We start from the raw sequence: 14,045 nt of genomic DNA, 5'->3' as shown, positions 1-14,045 counted from the left end.
CTTATTGTTACGCTCATAATTGCGTACAAAATAGAATCTAAGATGCTTTAGAGAGGGTAAGCAATGTCTATGTTTGCTGAAAAGACTTTGCTGAACGCCTTTCTTTAATCAGTAACCTTGATAGAATAAGTTAATTTCATACTTGGCTCAATGAAGGCTGAGTTCGCCCATTACTCATAAAGAGTATTTGGGGATAACAAAAGGATAGTTTGCATGACAGACTCAAGCTTCCAGTTAAAAGGAAGTGTAGTGACTACGGTGTTGCTTGAAATTCAAACGCTTTCAAGGCAAAACATTATTGCTCAGTTGAAAGAAAAGATTGCTCAAGTACCGCATTTCTTTAATCAAGCGCCGATTATTGTTGATTTATCGAAAGTGGAGCAAGAAGTTCCCTTTAATGAGTTTGAGTCTTTGGTAGATTCGCTTAATGGTTTGGGGCTTGGTGTGATTGGTTGGCGCTGTGCCCAAGAGAATAAACCTCTCTGGTCCGCTGATGTGACGATTCCTTTATTACCAGCGAGTAAGACGCGTCCGATCCATGTACCTGAGCCTATTCGTGAAGCCTCTAGTCCTGATGTGGTAGTGAAAACGGTTGTCGAAGAGCGCTTGGTGCCGCAATCGACAAAGATCATTAGCAAGCCTATCCGCTCTGGACAGCAAGTCTACGCGGAAGGGGATTTGATTATTTTAGCGCAGGTGAGTGCAGGCGCTGAAGTGTTAGCCGATGGCAATATTCACGTTTACGGTGCACTTCGTGGACGGGCGTTGGCCGGAGTAAAAGGCAATCTAGATGCGCGAATTTTTTGTAAAAGCATGGAGGCTGAACTTGTCTCCATAGCGGGCAACTTCATGTTAATGGATGCTTTGCAAAAAATGGTTTGGAAAGACGCAGCACAAGTGTTATTGGTTGACGATAGTTTAGAAATTATACCGCTGTAACAGCATTAATAATATTATATATATTTTATGGATTGGCTCTTAGTTGGGTCATCGGGGGATATGGCATTGGCAAAGATCATAGTGGTCACCTCAGGCAAGGGCGGTGTTGGTAAAACAACATCCAGCGCGGCGATAGGGACGGGGATTGCATTACAAGGGTTTAAAACAGTTATTATCGATTTTGACGTGGGGCTACGTAATCTGGATTTGATTATGGGTTGTGAGCGCCGCGTGGTTTATGATTTTGTTAATGTAATTAATAAAGAAGCGACTTTGTCACAGGCGCTTATTAAAGACAAACGTACTAAGGATCTGTTTATTCTTCCTGCTTCTCAAACCCGAGATAAAGATGCGTTAACCCAAGAAGGGGTTCAAGGTGTCTTGGAAGAATTAGCAAAAGAATTTGATTATATTATTTGTGACTCGCCAGCAGGTATTGAGAAAGGTGCTCAAATGGCCCTTTACTTCGCAGATGCCGCTATTGTGGTCACCAACCCTGAAGTCTCTTCCGTTCGAGATTCTGATCGTATCTTGGGCATCTTACAAAGCAAATCGCGTCGTGCTGAAGAAGGTAAGGAGCCAATTGAAGAGTATTTATTGTTAACTCGCTATCACCCTGAGCGCGTGGCATTAGGTGAAATGTTAAGCGTCTCTGATGTAGAAGATATTCTAGCGATTCCTTTACTAGGGGTTATTCCTGAGTCGGAAGCGGTATTGAAGGCTTCCAACCAGGGGACGCCTGTTATTTTGGATACCGAGTCAGAAGCGGGCTTAGCTTACACTGATGCGGTGGATCGCTTAATGGGAGAAGAGCGCCCATTACGCTTTCTGGATATCCAGAAAAAAGGATTTTTCAAACGATTGTTAGGGGGTTAGTGTGGGGATTTTCGATTACTTTAAGAGCAAGGGTGAGCCAAGCTCGGCGTCGGTTGCCAAAGATCGTCTGCAAATCATTGTTGCGCATGAACGTAGTAAGCGTAAACAGCCGGATTACTTGCCTCAAATGCAGCAAGAAATCATTGATGTGATCAGAAAGTACGTTAAAGTTGGCAGTGATGATGTTCAGATCCAACTGGAGAACATTGAAGACTGTTCTATTTTAGAAGTGAATGTCACCTTGCCTGATAATTAAGTTATGTCTTGTCCCCTAGTAAGGTTGCCAGCGCTACGTTGGTGCTTTGCTGGGGTGGTATGTCTTTTGTTTCCCGCCAAATCAGATCGGGCCCTGTGCTTTGCTTTCTGTCAATCCTTATTGTTTTCATTGATAAAACTGGCTCGTAAGTTTGTTTTTTATTACATTAAGGCTAACTACCTTGGCGCGATGTGAATCGTGCTGCTCTAAATACAAAAGGACGAAATGATGAAATATGTACCACTTGGCCGAACGGGTTTAGAGGTTTCTCGTGTGTGTTTAGGTACCATGACTTGGGGTACTCAGAACAATCAAGCGGAAGCGGATGAACAAATTGAATATGCACTGGCGCAGGGTGTGAATTTTATAGACACCGCAGAAATGTATTCCGTGCCACCGACCCCTGAATCTTACGGCAAGACTGAGACCATCATAGGTAACTGGTTGGCGCGTAACCCGTCACGCCGTCACGAGTTTATCTTGGCCACTAAGATCGCAGGTGCAGGCTTGCATTATATACGAGAGGGTGGGCCTATTACTGGAGAAGCAGTAATTGCCTCGGTGGATGCGTCATTAAAGCGCCTGCAGACTGATTATATCGATTTGTACCAGTTGCATTGGCCGAACCGAACTTCTCCGCATTTCGCCAAGCATTTTCCAGGGCGTATCCGTTTTAGTGATATTGATCGTGATGAGCATTCGGCGCAAATGTTGGATATTCTTCAGGGCATTGATGCTTGTATTAAAGCGGGTAAGATTCGTCATTTTGGCTTGTCTGATGACACCACTTGGGGGATTAATGAATACCTGCGCTTGAGTGAAAAGCATGATTTACCCAGGGTTGCTTCTATTCAAAATGAATTTAGCTTATTGCACGCAAAAGATTGGCCTTATTTGATTGAAAATTGTCTTCATGAGGATGTGGCGTATCTTCCGTGGTCTGCATTGGCAGCAGGGGCATTAACGGGTAAATATATTGGTGGTGCTCGACCTAAAGGAAGTCGCTGGTCTTATGCTCAGCGTAATGGCTTGTTTAGGGATACGCCTTTGGTTGAAGAGGCGGTAAAAGGTTACATGGCGGTCGCTGAGAAGCATCAACTGACCCCTGCTCAGTTGGCTTTGGCGTGGTGTGATCAGGTAGATGGTGTCACCTCTACAATCATAGGTGCAACCTCTCTTGAACAGTTAAAAGAAGACATGGCTGCTTTTGATATGGCGCTATCAGAAGAGGTGTTGGCGGACGTGATGGCGGTATTTAAGGCTTACCCAGTGCCTTTTTAATCCTTATCACTCGTTGTAACCGAATGGTTTTGAATGGCGTTTCAGTAAGGCCTGTTTTGTGCAGCGCTTTTTGAAGCGCTTTTTTATGTCTTGTAAAAACCAGTGCTTATAAAAAGAGTTAGAAAACTGCAGCGCTAATTTTCTCTCTCATATGATCTGGACTCTACTTCTGATGGACAATAAAAAACCCGATGTGCAAGCACATCGGGTTTTTTTAAGACGGTAGTAAAAGAATATTACTTGTCTTTTTTCTCTTGTTCTTTCTTATCTTTCACTGCAGCGATAACAGTTTCTGCAACGTTAGAAGGACATGGTAGGTAGTGAGAGAACTCCATAGAGAACTGACCACGACCAGATGTCATTGTACGTAGGCTACTGATGTAACCAAACATTTCAGAAAGAGGAACGTCAGCTTTGATGCGAACGCCAGTCAAGCCTTTCTCTTGGTCTTTGATCATGCCGCGACGACGGTTAAGGTCACCGATTACATCACCAACGTGATCATCAGGAGTGAACACATCCACTTTCATGATTGGCTCGATCAACTGAGCGCCAGCTTTAGGGATAGACTGACGGAAAGCGCCTTTTGCTGCGATTTCGAAGGCTACAGCAGAGGAGTCAACTGCGTGGAAACCACCGTCAAACAACTCAACTTCAACGTCTAGTACTGGGAAGCCAGCTAGAACACCTTCGTTCATCATAGACTTAAAGCCTTTCTCTACGGCTGGGAAGAATTCTTTCGGTACGTTACCGCCCACAACAGTAGAAGAGAAAGTGAAACCAGAACCTGGCTCACCTGGTTTGATGCGGTAATCGATTTTACCGAACTGACCAGAACCACCAGATTGTTTCTTATGCGTGTAAGTATCTTCGATTTCTTTCGTGATAGTTTCACGGTAAGCAACCTGTGGTTGGCCAACAACAAGGTCAACACCGTAAGTACGCTTCAAGATATCGACTTTAATGTCTAGGTGAAGCTCACCCATTCCTTTAAGGATAGTCTCACCAGAATCTTGGTCAGTTTCTACGCGGAATGTTGGATCTTCTGCAACCATTTTACCGATTGCGATACCCATTTTCTCGTTACCACCTTTGTCTTTAGGTGTTACAGAGATAGAGATTACTGGCTCAGGGAAAACCATGGCTTCAAGTGTACAAGGGTGCTTAGGATCACAAAGAGTGTGACCAGTTTGTACGTTTTTCATGCCGACGATTGCTAGGATATCACCTGCTTGTGCAGTGTTGATTTCTTTACGGTCGTCTGCTTGCATTTCAACCATGCGGCCTACACGTTCAGTTTTGCCTGTGAAGCTGTTTAGAATCGTGTCGCCTTTGTTGATCTTACCAGAGTAAACGCGTACGAAAGTTAGCGCACCGAAACGGTCATCCATGATTTTAAACGCAAGAGCTTTAAACGGCTCGCTAGCATCAACAATGGCTTTTTCGCCGTTTGGATTACCTTCTTCGTCTGTAAGATCTTGTGGAATAACATCTGTTGGGCTTGGTAGGTAGTCAACAACTGCGTCAAGAAGAAGCTGCATGCCTTTGTTTTTGAAGGCAGAACCACAGTATGTTGGGAAGAATGCAAGGTCACGAGTACCTTTACGGATACAACGTTTGATGTCTTCGATGGAAGGCTCTTCACCATCCATGTATGCCATCATTAGGTCGTCGTCTTGCTCTACTGCTGTTTCGATCAGAGTTTCACGGTATTCTTCAACTTGATCAACCATGTCAGCAGGAATGTCTTCAACGCTGTAGTTTTCTGGTTGGCCAGAATCATCCCAAACGTAAGCTTTGCGGCTTAGAAGGTCAACAACACCAACGAACTCATCTTCAGTACCGATTGGAAGTACCATGATAAGTGGCGTAGCGCCCAATACTTTTTTAACTTGGTCTGTAACGCGATAGAAGCTTGCGCCTAGACGGTCTAGTTTGTTAACGAAGATAAGACGTGCAACGCCAGATTCGTTAGCGTAACGCCAGTTAGTTTCTGATTGTGGTTCAACACCACCAGAACCACAGAATACACCAACACCACCATCAAGTACTTTCAAAGAACGGTAAACTTCTACTGTGAAGTCAACGTGTCCAGGTGTGTCGATAACGTTGAAACGGTGATCTTTCCAGAAACAACTTACAGCCGCAGACTGGATGGTAATACCGCGCTCCGCTTCTTGTTCCATGAAGTCAGTTGTAGATTCGCCTTCATGTACTTCACCGATTTTGTGAATGATACCGGTAAGTTTAAGAATACGTTCTGTAGTAGTAGTTTTACCCGCATCAACGTGAGCAAAAATACCGATGTTTCTGTATTTTGATAAGTCAGCCATTAGATTACTCTAAATAAGTTAGGGACGAAATTTGCGCGTTAGTATACAAGACTTTTTTTGATTTGTAGTCAGGTATTTCGCGGTATTCTATTATATTTTATATGTTTAATGAAAGGGGGCTCTGAAAAGCATTTCAGAACCCCCTTTCATTCTTTGAAATTATTCATTACAAAGTCGCTGTTTATGCCTAATCTCTGCGCAACCTATCCGATATCGCAATCGGATTAGGGAAGTTTAGAATCACCACATAGGTTGATAAGGCGAAGCTGAGTATAGCGGTTGCCTGGATCACATGCGAAGCTTCTGTGCCAATTAATCCAATATTGGCCGCTAAATAGGCAATTAACAGTGAAAATTCACTGACTTGCCCTAAACGAAAGCCAACTTCCCACGATGTGCTGGCATCCTCATTGATGCCTTTTAATAAAAAGCGGAAAACTACGGGTTTAATCAGCATGGCACCCACGGCTAAAATCAAAGCGGGCACAATAACTACACCAAGTAAGCTTAAATTGAAGCTGGCACCAATACTGAAAAAGAACAAGATAAGGAAAAAATCTCGTAGCGGGCGTAAATGCGTCGCGATATATTGTGAAATGGGGCTAGTCGCTAACGCCACGCCAGCAATGAAAGCCCCCATTTCGGCTGACAGTCCAGCGTACTCGGCGGCCACTGCCATTGATAAACACCAACCGATAGAGACCAAGAAAATATACTCGTGAAAGCGATCGAAGCGTGTGATCAGCTTTAAAAGTATGTATTTCACAAATAAGAACGCGGCAGCAATCAGAAGTGGTAGGGCGAAAAGAGGCATCAGGTACTGCCAAATACCGTTATCCCCCCCTCCAGAGACGCTGTACAACGCCAATAAAACGCCAATTGCGATTATGTCCTGCAACAGCAGTAATCCAACCACCAGTTCGCCTGTGTGCTTGTGGTGCAGTACGGTGGTGGGCAGTAGCTTGATGCAGACAATGGTGCTTGAGAACATCATCGCAATGCCAACAATCAGGCTCTCTATCTCGGTATAGCCGAACGCTAAGGCGATAAAATAGCCAAGCACAGCAAAAGCCACTGAGCTTAATAGGGCGATCCAAGAGGCTTTCTTTAGCATATTGATAAGATGGCTTGGCTGCATATCAAGGCCAAGCAAGAATAACAGGAAGATAATGCCTACATGGCTCATATCATCCATCAGTTTGGGTTCGTTAATTAACGATAATGCGGAAGGGCCAAACAGCACCCCAAGAGCGATGTAGGCGATGATCATTGGTTGCCGGGTGTATAAGGCAATCGATGCAACGACAGCCGCTCCACCAAAAATCAAAAAAAAGGAGTGTACTATCGATGCATCCATTTAAAGTCCTATTTAGCTCCAGGAGCTTGTGCTGCTCTTTTTCTTACGTGATAGAAGTGGGATCAAGAGGCCAATGATTAAGCCGCCGACTAAGGTGCCAGCGCCAATGGCAAACCACTTTTGTTGAGTGGTGCTTTTTTGTTGATCGGCAACGGCTTCAGCGGTAGCGAGTTGCTTTTTTAATGACTCAAGTTGATAACTGACATCACTGTTTTGTGTCACTATGGTCTGGGCTTTGTCAGTGAGTGCTTGATTTTCTTGGATCTGTTTAATGAGTTGTGTTTTGTCGCTTTCCAGAGACGCCACTTTGTTATTCAAGTCAGAAATTTTTTGTTTGCTTTCTTGAAAGTCGCTGTTCAGTTTTTGCTTGCTTTCGGACAGTGCAGAAAGTTTTGCTTGCAGTGAAATTACCTGATCTCTGGTGACGGCGTCATCACTCAAAAAATAATCGGCAATCCAACCTTCGTTGCCGCTTGGGGTTTTCACCTTGGTATAGCCGTTTTCTTGTTCTAACACTTCGAGTGGGGTGCCGCTTTTAATGCCGCGTTCAACCGCACGGGTACTGTTATTTTGACCTTCCCTTATCGCAACAAATTGGATATCTGATACGTAGGCGGTCGCTGCTTGAGCGGCGCTTGACAATAATAGTCCTGCAAAAAGGCAGGTTATGCTTTTTTTCGACACGTTAAGATCCTTTAACAATCAATCACTTTATCAAATCATACGATAATCAGGGCAGCCGAAATACGCAATAGAAAAAGGCCCTTAAAAGGGCCTTTTGTCGGAATGCTGACAAGAGATTTAAACTTTAACGACGTAAGAACATAGGTCTTGGTTCATTCACATCGCCTTGGTAGGCAATTGAGAATGACTTATGCAGCGCTAGCGCCTTTTCTAGATCGACTTCTTCGCCAAATTGAAAGCCATTAAAACCAACACGAAGTAGGTAGCCAAGCTGGTCTGCAATGAAGCTGCCAAGGGCGCGAATTTCGCCTTTGTAACCTAATCGCTCTCGCAACAAGCGAGCGTAGGAAAAACCACGCCCATCAACAAATGCAGGGAAGTTAATGCCAATCACAGCAAATTGCGTTAGATCGATATCTGTTAAAGACTCGACGCCTTCGCCGGCATCGATCCAGATACCTGCTACTGGGCCAATGGTGTTTTGTTCAGCTAGCCATTTAGACATAGGGACGATAGACGTTTCAGTTGCTGCGCTTTCGCTGTCCTGTTGCCAGGTGTACAGATTGTCGACGATTTCGCCGTTTTTAATTAGCTTTGGCATAAGCGGCCTCTTTAAATGGTGTGATGCCAACGCGGCGGTAAGTGTCGATAAAACGCTCTTCATCGGTACGGTTGCTGACGTAAACGTCCATTAGTTTTTGGATGACGTCGCTGATTTCTTCTTGGGCGAAAGAGGGGCCAAGAATCTTGCCGATGCTCGCATCATGTCCAGAAGCGCCACCAATGGATACTTGATAGAACTCTTGGCCTTTTTTATCTACGCCAAGGATACCAATGTTGCCAACGTGATGGTGACCACAAGCATTCATACAGCCAGAGATATTTAGGTCAATATTGCCCAAGTCGTATAGATAATCTAAGTTATCAAATGTTTGTTGGATTTGCTCTGCAATTGGGATGGATTTAGCGTTTGCTAGGGCACAGAAGTCACCGCCAGGGCAGCAAATCATATCGGTTAGCAAGCCCAGTGTTGGTGTTGCGAATCCAGCTTCTTTGGCCGCTTCCCATACGTCAACCAGCTGATCTTGACGAACATCAGACAGTACTAAGTTTTGCTCGTGGCTTACGCGCAGTTCGCCAAAACTGAACTGGTCAGCTAGGGTGGCCGCTTTTTCCATTTGATCGGAGGTCGCGTCACCAGGTGCTTGACCTGCTTTTTTCAAAGTTAAAGTAACAATGCGGTAGCCTGGTTTTTTGTGCTCAAAGGTATTGCGCTCATACCAACGTGCGAAGCCGGCACTCTCTGCTAGCTTGCTGGTCAAGGAAGCAGGGTTGTTTTCTAGTGCTTGGTAAGCAGGTTCGGTAAAGAAGCCTTGCAAGCGTTCAAACTCACTCATTGGAACTGTGCTTTCTTTGCCGCGTAGGTGAACCCACTCAGCGTCAACGCGCTTGCGGAATTCTTCAATGCCAAGTGCTTTAACAAGAATTTTTATGCGAGCCTTGTACTTATTATCACGGCGACCTTGTTGGTTATAAACGCGGATAATAGCGTCAAGGTAGGTCAATAAGTCTTCGCGCGGCAAGAATTCATTGATGGTTACACCGACCATTGGGGTACGACCAAGACCGCCACCGACAATGACCTTAAAGCCAATGTCTCCGGCTTCGTTTTTCTTAATGTGCAAGCCAATATCGTGAACTTGGGTTGCTGCACGGTCAGCAGATTCTGTGGCGTTTACTGCAATTTTAAATTTGCGAGGTAAAAAAGCAAACTCTGGGTGGAATGTGGACCATTGGCGAATCAGCTCACAATAAGGGCGAGGGTCAACCACTTCATCGGCGATTACGCCAGCGTATTGGTCTGTAGTGGTGTTACGAATACAGTTACCACTAGTTTGAACGGCGTGCATCTGAACTTTGGCCAATTCAGCCAGAATATCAGGAACGTCTTCAAGTTTAGGCCAGTTTAATTGTAGGTTTTGACGTGTACTAAAATGACCATAAGCACGGTCATAGCGACGACTAATATCTGCTAGTGTGCGCAACTGGTCGCTTGAAAGCATGCCATATGGAATAGCGATGCGAAGCATAGGCGCATAGCGCTGAACATAAAGCCCATTTTGTAGGCGTAGCGGTAAGAAGTCTTGCTCGCTCAACTCGTCGTTAAGATAGCGGCGTGTCTGGTCGCGAAATTGCGCTACACGCTCATCAACAAGCTGTTGGTCAATTGCGTCGTATTGATACATAAAGTAATAAACCGTCGTTAATAAATTTTCAGTTGCGCTACTCTACCAAAAATCCTTTATTCTAAAAATGAATATTTCTCTATATCTATAGCGGTTTTGCTAATAAGGCTTATTGGATTTCCACAATGCGCAAATAAAGAAAAAAAATACCTTAGTTTTTTACTCGGTCTTTGGCATTGCTGGTTATCTGCTGTAATATGGTCACATTGACAATGTGACCGATTTTAGAAGGGTTATTATGAACATTACTATTACCGATGGCGCTCAAGAGTATTTATCTTCATTGCTTGAGAAACAGGGAGTTGAGGGTATTGCTGTGCGTATATTTATCCAGCAGCCTGGTACGCCTTATGCTGAAACATGCCTAGCTTATTGCCGCCCTGATGAAGTGAATGAAACAGATGAAATTTTAAATCTGCCTAAGCTAAAAGTTTACATTGAGAAAAATTCAGTGAACTTTTTGGATGAAGCTTTTGTTGACTATGCGACTGAGAAAATGGGTGGGCAGCTGACGATTAAAGCACCTAATGCAAAAATGCCGAAGGTGAGTGCGGATAGCCCGATTGAAGACCAAATTAACTATGTGTTGTATTCTGACATCAATCCAGGTTTGGCTTCTCACGGTGGTGAGGTGAGTCTAGTGGAAGTGGTAGATGGTCAAGTGGCTATTCTACAATTTGGTGGCGGTTGCCAAGGCTGTAGTGCCGTTGATTTAACCCTTAAAGAAGGGGTTGAGAAAACCTTGATTGAAAAAGTACCAGGTTTGACTGCTGTGAAAGACGCCACGGATCATACGGTTACTGATAACGCGTTCATGTAATCTTAGTCAAGCGAAATAAAAAGGGTGTCAGTCTTTCGATTGACACCCTTTTTTTGTCGCCAGTATTGGCTGTCGATATCTTAGAAATTAGCCGCGTTGACGTTGTGGTAACGCTGTTTTTAATTTTTCTGCCATGCTCAACAAGGTGTTTTCTGTTGTTTCCCAGTCAATGCAGGCGTCTGTGATTGATACACCATATTGAAGGTCGTTTTTGTTGGCAGGCACTTTTTGATTGCCCCAGCCAATATTACTTTCGATCATCAAGCCCATGATGGAATTGTTGCCATCTAGGATTTGCTGAGTTGCATCTTCCACAACAGACACTTGACGCTCAGGCTTCTTGTTTGAGTTTTCGTGAGAGCTGTCGATCATGATGTTGTGCTTAAGGTTGGCCGAACTAAGAGCGGCTTCTGCTTTAGCTACATTGGCAGCGTCATAGTTTGGCAAGCCATTGCCACCACGAAGTACAACGTGTCCATATTCATTGCCTTTGGTGTTAACGATGGCCACTTGACCTTGTTCGTTAATGCCTAGGAAAGAGTGTGGATGAGACACAGATTGCATCGCGTTAACAGCAACAGACATAGAGCCATCTGTGCCATTTTTAAAGCCAACAGGGCCGGATAAGCCTGAAGCCATTTCGCGGTGAGTTTGAGACTCTGTGGTACGTGCGCCAATGGCAGACCAGCTAATAAGGTCTTGAATGTATTGTGGTGAAATTGGGTCTAGCGCTTCAGTGGCTAATGGCAAGCCTAGTTCGGCCAGGTCAATAAGCAGCTTACGCCCAATGTGCAAACCTTTATCAATGTCGAAAGTGCCATCTAGGTTCGGGTCATTAATGAGGCCTTTCCAGCCAACTGTCGTGCGTGGCTTTTCGAAATAAGCGCGCATGACGATATACAGAGTGTCATCTACTTTTGCTGCGAGCTCTTTTAGTCGACGCGCATAATCTAAAGCGGCTTCGGTATCATGAATAGAGCAAGGCCCGATAACGATGGCCAGACGATGGTCTTTTCCATCCATGATGTTTTTGATTGTCTCACGGGCTGCTGTTACGCCGTGGCTCACCGCATCGCTGACAGGCAAATCTTGCTTAAGTTTTGTTGGGGTTACCAAAGAGGTAAAAGAGGCTATGTTTAAGTCCTCAAGGGGTGTGTTGCTCATTACGGAGTTTCCTGCTTGCTGCATTTTATTGATAGCGTTTAACAGTATCTTGTTTTCGGCTTTTTATGAACCGCCAGTTGGCGGTTTTGTTACGTTTTTTTAGAAGAAAAGGTATTTGAGGCCAAAAGCCATTAAAGCGGTCGCTAAAACAGGCTGTAAAACCTTGTTAGGCACATAAGTTGAAATCTGGGTGCCCAAATATATAGCGGGGATAGAGCCGATTAACAATCCAGCCAGTAGGATGTAATCAACGTTGCCCAGAAAAATATGTCCGACCCCAGCGACAAGTGTTAATGGGACCGCGTGGGCTAGATCTGTACCAACGATGTTTTTTGCGCGCATGACTGGAAACAATAGCATCATAATCGCGGTGCCTAAGGCGCCAGCGCCCACTGAAGTAAGGGTGACTAATACACCTAATGCTGTGCCGCAAAAGAAAATGACTTTCAAGCTGCGCTGTTCTGACATCTGAAAATCAAAGCGGTTTAACAATTTACCACGGAAGATAATAACCAATGCCGTGATGAGCAGCATGATGCCTAAAGTGCCAGTCAAAATTTGCTGATAGTGATCGGGCTTTTCAAATTGTGATAAGGCGTAAACGGTAAATAAAGAGGCCGGTAGGCTACCTGCTGTCATGGCACTGACTATTTTCCAGTTAACATTTCCTCGTTTAGCATGTAAATATACGCCAGTGCTTTTAGCAATGCCGGCATACATTAAGTCTGTGCCAATGGCAATGTGAGTGGGGAAACCAAATAATAATAAAAGAGGGGTCATTAAAGAACCGCCACCTACGCCTGTGATGCCCACCGCAAGACCAACGGCAGCGCCGGCAAAAATATACCAAATAAAATCCATCGTAATCTTTCTTTCGCTGATTTAAGCTGGCAACACTAGAGGTTTTTCTCTATTCTATAAAGTAATGTTTTCTTCTGTTTTTAACTCTTTTTGGAATAAGGTAGTCGATGAAGTTACAGCAGCTTAGATATATTTGGGAAGTAGCACGTCATGACTTGAATGTGTCGGCTACTGCGCAGAGCCTTTACACCTCACAGCCAGGTGTTAGTAAACAGATTCGTCTTTTAGAGGATGAGTTAGGGGTTGAGGTGTTTGCTCGTAGTGGGAAGCATTTGACTCATGTTACACCGGCAGGTGAAAAGATCATTGAGCTTGCGGGTGAGGTTCTAAATCAAACGCAGAATATTAAACGGGTCGCTAAAGAATTTAGTGATGAGCGTAAAGGGTCATTGGACATTGCGACCACGCATACGCAGGCCCGTTACGCCTTGCCTAAGATTATCCATGACTATATGGACAGCTATCCTGATGTTACTTTGCACATGCATCAAGGCACACCAATGCAAATTGCTGAAATGGCCAATGATGGTGTGGTGGATTTTGCTATTGCGACTGAGGCGCTAGAGCAGTTTGGCAATTTGGTCATGCTGCCTTGTTATACATGGAATCGCTCAGTGGTAGTGCCTAAGGATCACCCTTTGGCGCAAGCTGAGACTTTAACGCTGGAGTTGTTGGCGTCTTACCCGATTGTTACCTATGTATTTGGTTTTACTGGGCGGTCGCAGCTGGATCAGGCATTCCAGGAGGCGGAGCTTGAGCCGAATGTGGTGTTTACGGCGGCGGATTCGGATGTGATAAAAACCTATGTGCGCCTCGGGTTAGGAGTTGGTATTGTCGCTTCAATGGCCTATGACGCCAATCAGGATACAGATTTGGTGGCGTTAGACGCCTCGCATCTGTTTGCTGACAGTTGCACTAAAATTGGGATTCGTAGCAATACTTTCATTCGTGGTTACATGTATCAGTTTATTGAATCTTTTGCCCCGCATTTAACAAAAGACCTGGTTATTGAGGCAATGGAATCGCCCAATCGTCAGGATGTGGATGCTCTTTTTCAGGGGGTTGAGTTGCCGCGCTTTTAGACTGTTTAGGCGGCATGACAAGAAGGCTCTTTTCGCTTTAGAAAAGAGCCTTTTTTGTTTGCCCAGCGAAGCTGGCAAACCCGTCAGGTTGAAAGAAACCTGTCTTACCCCGACTGAGGGGAAGAGAATCCGAATCGCAAGGGCGT

Annotated in this window: 13 protein-coding genes; 6 read left to right on the top strand and 7 right to left on the bottom strand. The window is 44.7% G+C overall.

What is annotated here, in order from left to right; translation table 11 throughout:
* The first annotated feature begins 213 nt into the window (after positions 1-213).
* The 4 genes from minC (at position 214) to DFP81_RS17190 (ending at position 3,352) form a co-directional block, all read left to right on the top strand.
* Positions 214-939, top strand: a complete 726-nt coding sequence (gene minC, locus DFP81_RS17205; RefSeq protein WP_115899124.1) for a septum site-determining protein MinC — start codon at positions 214-216, stop codon at positions 937-939.
* Between the two features lie 66 nt (positions 940-1,005).
* Positions 1,006-1,815 carry a septum site-determining protein MinD gene (gene minD / locus DFP81_RS17200; protein ID WP_115899157.1) on the top strand — a complete coding sequence of 270 codons (810 nt, stop codon included), beginning with the start codon at positions 1,006-1,008 and terminating at the stop codon, positions 1,813-1,815.
* 1 nt (position 1,816) lies between these two features.
* Positions 1,817-2,071 (top strand): cell division topological specificity factor MinE, encoded by a 255-nt coding sequence (gene minE / locus DFP81_RS17195; protein WP_115899123.1) that lies wholly within the window; start codon positions 1,817-1,819, stop codon positions 2,069-2,071.
* A gap of 225 nt (positions 2,072-2,296) precedes the next feature.
* On the top strand, positions 2,297-3,352 hold the full coding sequence (locus DFP81_RS17190; protein ID WP_245959206.1) for an aldo/keto reductase: 1,056 nt from the start codon (positions 2,297-2,299) through the stop codon (positions 3,350-3,352).
* Positions 3,353-3,588: 236 nt separating this feature from the next.
* Here DFP81_RS17190 and fusA read toward each other — a convergent pair whose 3' ends face one another.
* The 5 genes from fusA to DFP81_RS17165 all read right to left on the bottom strand — a co-directional run bounded on the left by fusA (position 3,589) and on the right by DFP81_RS17165 (position 9,972).
* The gene (fusA, locus tag DFP81_RS17185) at positions 3,589-5,685 is read right to left on the bottom strand and encodes an elongation factor G (RefSeq protein ID WP_115899121.1); all 2,097 of its coding nucleotides are present in this window, start codon (positions 5,683-5,685) and stop codon (positions 3,589-3,591) included.
* 187 nt (positions 5,686-5,872) lie between these two features.
* A complete protein-coding gene (locus tag DFP81_RS17180) occupies positions 5,873-7,042 on the bottom strand; it encodes a cation:proton antiporter domain-containing protein (protein WP_115899120.1) in 1,170 nt (389 codons plus the stop codon).
* Between the two features lie 12 nt (positions 7,043-7,054).
* Positions 7,055-7,726: a TIGR04211 family SH3 domain-containing protein gene (locus DFP81_RS17175; protein WP_115899119.1), complete on the bottom strand. Its 672-nt coding sequence runs from the start codon at positions 7,724-7,726 to the stop codon at positions 7,055-7,057.
* Positions 7,727-7,850: 124 nt separating this feature from the next.
* Positions 7,851-8,327 carry a DUF934 domain-containing protein gene (locus DFP81_RS17170; RefSeq protein WP_115899118.1) on the bottom strand — a complete coding sequence of 159 codons (477 nt, stop codon included), beginning with the start codon at positions 8,325-8,327 and terminating at the stop codon, positions 7,851-7,853.
* A complete protein-coding gene (locus tag DFP81_RS17165; RefSeq protein ID WP_115899117.1) occupies positions 8,311-9,972 on the bottom strand; it encodes a nitrite/sulfite reductase in 1,662 nt (553 codons plus the stop codon). Before DFP81_RS17165 ends, DFP81_RS17170 begins: the two co-directional genes overlap by 17 nt.
* A 238-nt stretch (positions 9,973-10,210) precedes the next feature.
* On the opposite strand from DFP81_RS17165, the gene nfuA reads away from it, so the two are divergent.
* Complete coding sequence (nfuA, locus tag DFP81_RS17160; RefSeq protein WP_115899116.1) at positions 10,211-10,792, top strand: Fe-S biogenesis protein NfuA; 582 nt, start codon at positions 10,211-10,213, stop codon at positions 10,790-10,792.
* 87 nt (positions 10,793-10,879) lie between these two features.
* Here nfuA and DFP81_RS17155 read toward each other — a convergent pair whose 3' ends face one another.
* Both DFP81_RS17155 and DFP81_RS17150 read right to left on the bottom strand, forming a co-directional pair.
* Positions 10,880-11,956, bottom strand: coding sequence for a 3-deoxy-7-phosphoheptulonate synthase (locus DFP81_RS17155; RefSeq protein WP_115899115.1), 1,077 nt, complete (start codon positions 11,954-11,956; stop codon positions 10,880-10,882).
* A 99-nt stretch (positions 11,957-12,055) separates the two neighbouring features.
* Entirely contained in the window at positions 12,056-12,817 is a 762-nt protein-coding gene (locus DFP81_RS17150) for a sulfite exporter TauE/SafE family protein (protein ID WP_115899114.1), read from the bottom strand.
* A 107-nt stretch (positions 12,818-12,924) separates the two neighbouring features.
* Here DFP81_RS17150 and cysB point away from each other — a divergent pair, with 107 nt between their 5' ends.
* Positions 12,925-13,899 carry an HTH-type transcriptional regulator CysB gene (gene cysB / locus DFP81_RS17145; RefSeq protein ID WP_115899113.1) on the top strand — a complete coding sequence of 325 codons (975 nt, stop codon included), beginning with the start codon at positions 12,925-12,927 and terminating at the stop codon, positions 13,897-13,899.
* Positions 13,900-14,045 lie beyond the last annotated feature (146 nt).

The sequence above is a fragment of the Marinomonas pollencensis genome (assembly GCF_003387375.1).
GTDB classification, from domain to species: Bacteria; Pseudomonadota; Gammaproteobacteria; order Pseudomonadales; family Marinomonadaceae; genus Marinomonas; species Marinomonas pollencensis.
This window is presented reverse-complemented; position numbering and strand designations above follow the sequence as displayed.

What these genes read in the sequence shown, in the direction of transcription:
- minC (WP_115899124.1), top strand. Translation starts at nt 214, where the DNA reads ATGACAGACTCAAGCTTCCAGTTAAAAGGAAGTGTAGTGACTACGGTG.
- DFP81_RS17190 (WP_245959206.1), top strand. Translation starts at nt 2,297, where the DNA reads ATGATGAAATATGTACCACTTGGCCGAACGGGTTTAGAGGTTTCTCGT.
- fusA (WP_115899121.1), bottom strand. Translation starts at nt 5,685, where the DNA reads ATGGCTGACTTATCAAAATACAGAAACATCGGTATTTTTGCTCACGTT.
- DFP81_RS17180 (WP_115899120.1), bottom strand. Translation starts at nt 7,042, where the DNA reads ATGGATGCATCGATAGTACACTCCTTTTTTTTGATTTTTGGTGGAGCG.
- DFP81_RS17170 (WP_115899118.1), bottom strand. Translation starts at nt 8,327, where the DNA reads ATGCCAAAGCTAATTAAAAACGGCGAAATCGTCGACAATCTGTACACC.
- DFP81_RS17165 (WP_115899117.1), bottom strand. Translation starts at nt 9,972, where the DNA reads ATGTATCAATACGACGCAATTGACCAACAGCTTGTTGATGAGCGTGTA.
- nfuA (WP_115899116.1), top strand. Translation starts at nt 10,211, where the DNA reads ATGAACATTACTATTACCGATGGCGCTCAAGAGTATTTATCTTCATTG.
- DFP81_RS17155 (WP_115899115.1), bottom strand. Translation starts at nt 11,956, where the DNA reads ATGAGCAACACACCCCTTGAGGACTTAAACATAGCCTCTTTTACCTCT.
- DFP81_RS17150 (WP_115899114.1), bottom strand. Translation starts at nt 12,817, where the DNA reads ATGGATTTTATTTGGTATATTTTTGCCGGCGCTGCCGTTGGTCTTGCG.
- cysB (WP_115899113.1), top strand. Translation starts at nt 12,925, where the DNA reads ATGAAGTTACAGCAGCTTAGATATATTTGGGAAGTAGCACGTCATGAC.